We start from the raw sequence: 4,036 nt of genomic DNA, 5'->3' as shown, positions 1-4,036 counted from the left end.
ACGCCGTCCGCGCGAACTGGCGCACCTTCCGGCGCAGCCCGAGCGGCATGCTCGGCCTCATCATCCTGATCGTGGTCAGCGTGCTGGCCGTCTGCGCCCCGCTCATCGCCGACGTCTCGGTGCTCGACCCGACCCGGGCGGAGGCCGCGCCGAATCTGCCGCCCTCGCTCAGTCACCCGCTCGGCACCGACTCGCTCGGCCGCCCGATCGCGGCGCTGCTGATCTGGGGCGCCCGGACCTCGCTGCTGGTCGGCCTCGCCGCCACCGTCATGTCGATGGTCATCGGTACGACGATCGGCGTGCTCGCGGGTCACTTCCGCGGCTGGAAGTCCGCCGTGCTCATGCGGGTGATCGACTTCTTCCTGGTCATCCCCGGCCTCGTCCTCGCGATCGTGCTGGCCAGCATCATGGGCGGCAGCACCCTCACGATTATCCTCGCGATCGGGCTGACCTCCTGGGCCGGCACCGCTCGCCTGATCCGGGCCCAGACGCTGACGCTCGAGTCACGCGGCTACGTGGAACGTTCCCGGGCGCTCGGCGCGAAACACGGGCACCTCGTGGTCAAACACATCCTGCCGGGCGTGCTCCCCCTCGTGATGACGAGCACCTCGCTGTCCGTGGGCGGCGCGATCATCGCCGAGGCCACCCTGGCGTTTCTCGGCATCAACGACGGCACCCACTCCTGGGGCACCATGCTGCAACTCGCGATGGGCAGCGGTGCGGCGGTCGCGGGCTACTGGTGGTTCATCGTGGCCCCCGGTGCGGCGATCCTCATCGTCGTGCTGGCCTTCACCCTGGTGAGCCGGGCCCTCGAGGCCGTCATCAACCCGACGCTGAGAGGACGATGATGTCGGCACTGGTCTTTGACGGGGTGAGCGTGAGCTACCGCGTCCGCACGGAAACCGGAACGCAGGATTTCGAGGCGGTCAAGAACGTCTCCCTGACCCTGCCCAAACGCGGCACCCTCGGCATCGCCGGGGAATCCGGCTCGGGGAAATCCACCCTGATTATGTCCGCGCTCCGGCTCCTCCCGGAGAACGCCACGATCACGGGTCGCGTCCTCGTGGGGGAGCGGGACATGTATGCCCTGAACTGGGGCGAGGTACGGGCGGTGCGCTGGAACGAGGCCGCCGTGATCTTCCAGGGAGCGATGCACTCCCTCAACCCCGTGCAGCGCATCGGGGCCCAGATCGCCGAGGCGATCCGCGTACACGACCCGCGGGGGCCCCAGAAGCCCAAGGCCTATGTGCACCGGGTGCTGGACCTGCTCGACCAGGTAGACCTGCCCCCGCACTCCGCGGACGCCTACCCGCACGAGCTGTCCGGCGGGCAGAAACAGCGCGTGATGATCGCGATGGCGCTCGCCTGCGACCCCGACGTGATCATCGCCGACGAGCCCACCACCGCCCTCGACGTGATCGTGCAGGAGCGGGTGCTCGAGGTCCTCCGAGACCTGGTCCGAGCCAGAGGGCTGTCCCTGCTCATGATCACCCACGACCTCTCCGTGCTCGCGAAGACCTGCGATCAGATCGCGGTCATGTACCGCGGGGAGATCGTGGAACAGGGCCCCTCCGCAGAGATCCTGGCGAATCCGCAGCACCCGCACACCCGTGCGCTCACCCAGGCGGTGCCCACCATCGGCGATTTCGCCAGCAGGATGAACCCGATCAGCCAGCGGGAGACCGCGGCGATTCGGGTCATCGAGGCGGACCGAGCTGGGGACCACGCCGGGGAGGTGCTGCTGTCCGCGGAACGCCTCACGGTCGCGTTCAAGACCCGCGTCGGCACGGTCCGCGCCGTGAACGATGTCTCGCTCGAGTGCCGCGCGGGAGAGATCACCGTGCTGGTCGGCCAGTCCGGCTCGGGCAAAACCACCCTCGTGCGCACCGTGCTCGGGCTCCATGAAGAGTTCGAGGGCACGATCTCCTTCCGCGGCGAACCCCTCGTGCACACGAACGCGGTCCTCGGCGAGTACCGACGAACCGTTCAGTTTGTGCTCCAGGACCCGATGGGGGCGCTCAACCCGAAGCACACGGTCTACGAGGCTGTCGCCGAGGGCATCCGCATCCACGCCATCCCCGGGGACGAACGGGAGCTGGTGGCTCGCGCCATGCGCCAGGCGGAGCTTGACCCGCCGGAGCGCTTCTTCGCGGCGCTCCCCCAGGAACTGTCGGGCGGGCAGCGCCAGCGCGTCGTGATCGCCGGGGCGCTCGCCCTCCAACCAGAGTTCCTGGTCGCCGATGAACCCGTGGCCTCCCTCGACGCCTCGGTGCGCGGCGAAATCCTGGCCCTGCTGCTCCGGCTTCGCCGCGAGCTCGGCCTGGGCTGCCTCGTCATCACGCACGACCTCGGCGTCGCCTGGAACATCGCCGATCGCGTGCTCGTCATGAACCGTGGCAGGATCGTGGAGGCGGGCCCGGCGGAGCAGGTGCTGTTGCGCCCCGAACACGAATACACCCGGGCGCTGCTCAGCGCGGTGCCCACCATGTTGCCCCGCGGTGATGCGCTCGCCGCAGGCCCGAGCGAGACGAGCCCCGCATGACCACCTCTCCCGGATTCGACCCCGCTCCGGACTCGACCGCGGTCCCGCCAAGCGTCGCGGACGCCGTCGCCGACCCCCGCCTGGGCGCGGCCCGGGTACACATCCGTGACCCCCGAAGCGGCGAGACGCTGTTCACTCGCGACGGTGAGGTGCCGAGCCCGACCGCGAGCGTGATGAAGCTCATCACCTGCGCAAACGCGCTCAGCGTGCTCGGCCCCGAGCACCGGATCGAGACCCGGGCCCTGTTCGGCTCGGAGGCCGGTGAGATCGTCGTGGTCGGGGGCGGCGACACGACGCTCAGCGTCGTCCCCTCCGGCGGCGCGACGCTCTACCCCGGGGTCACCCACCTGGACGAACTGGCGGACGCGATTCTGGCCGCCCGCGCCGCCGACCCGCGGACGGCGAATCACCCCGTCACCCGGATCGTGCTCGACGCCACGCTGTTCGAGCGCGGGGAGTGGCACCACACCTGGGACCCCGCGGGGCGCTCCCCGGAAAACTACATCCCGTTCATCACCGCCCTGCAACTGGACGGGGACCGGATCCATCCGACGGAAGACGACTCCCCGCGCACCGAGGACCCCGTCGGGCGCTTCGGCACCGAACTCGCCGCACTCCTGGCCGGACCGGACCGGGACCCCTCGACGATTGAGCTGCGCCGGGGCGCCGCCCCGGCGGACGCCGCGCCACTCGCGAGCGTCCTCTCCCCGCCGCTCGCGGAGCTCGTGACCTTCTCACTCTGGACCTCGGACAACGCCCTGACCGAGTCCCTCGCGCGCCTCGTGGCGCTCGCCGAGGGAGACGAACCCGATTTCGGGGGGATCTCCCGCACCGCACCCGCGGTGCTGGCCCGGCTCGGCGTCGACCCGAGCGGCTGCCTGCTCACCGACGGCTCCGGGCTGAGCGACGATAATCGCGCCCCAGCCGCGGTTATCACTCAGCTGCTCGGCGTCGCCTTCCGTCGCGAGCACGGCCTCGGAGAGCTGGACGATCGGATGACCCGCTCCGGACCCGGCGGCACCCTGGCCCAGGGACGCTTCAGCGGCGAGTCCGCCGTGGTCGGCGGCGCCGTTCGCGCCAAGACCGGGTACATCAACGCGGTGCACTCGCTGGCGGGGATCGTCACGACCCGGCAGGGGACAGACCTCGCCTTCGCCGTCTTCGCCACCGGAGAGCTGATGGGCCCGCCCAACCGGCTCGCGGTCGACGCCGCGGTCGCCGCGCTCTGGCAGCACGGTCTGGGCGACGCGTCCGCGTCGCCCAGCGCCTGACCCGCCCCGGCTCAAGCCGCCCAGCGGGGCGGCTTCCCCCGGACCGGACCGGGCCGTATGCCCGGTGCCCCAGGTGCGCTAATGCTCACCGAAAGCAAGCGGAATCTCGGGTTTTTTCCCGAAACCCGGCCCGCCGACCTGGCCTACGCTGAGCATGGGCCGGGCTCACCGGGCCACCTGCAACGACGCACACCCTCAGGAGAACTGTCATGGCCGCCCAGAA

The 4,036-nt window shown here is 70.7% G+C and carries 3 protein-coding genes; all 3 read left to right on the top strand.

Annotated elements, in window-relative coordinates:
• Positions 1-848: ABC transporter permease (locus tag OOT08_RS06920; RefSeq protein WP_325091862.1), on the top strand; the 848-nt coding region annotated here is incomplete at its 5' end.
• On the top strand, positions 845-2,542 hold the full coding sequence (locus OOT08_RS06915) for an ABC transporter ATP-binding protein (RefSeq protein ID WP_325091861.1): 1,698 nt from the start codon (positions 845-847) through the stop codon (positions 2,540-2,542). The genes OOT08_RS06920 and OOT08_RS06915, both read left to right, overlap by 4 nt.
• Complete coding sequence (locus OOT08_RS06910) at positions 2,539-3,813, top strand: D-alanyl-D-alanine carboxypeptidase/D-alanyl-D-alanine-endopeptidase (protein ID WP_325091860.1); 1,275 nt, start codon at positions 2,539-2,541, stop codon at positions 3,811-3,813. The genes OOT08_RS06915 and OOT08_RS06910 overlap by 4 nt, the downstream gene beginning before the upstream one ends.
• Positions 3,814-4,036 lie beyond the last annotated feature (223 nt).

Source organism: Leucobacter sp. M11 (assembly GCF_035726885.1).
Classification (GTDB): Bacteria; Actinomycetota; Actinomycetes; order Actinomycetales; family Microbacteriaceae; genus JAPFRB01.
Note: the sequence above shows the minus strand (reverse complement) of the source record. Positions and strands in the feature narration are given on the sequence as shown.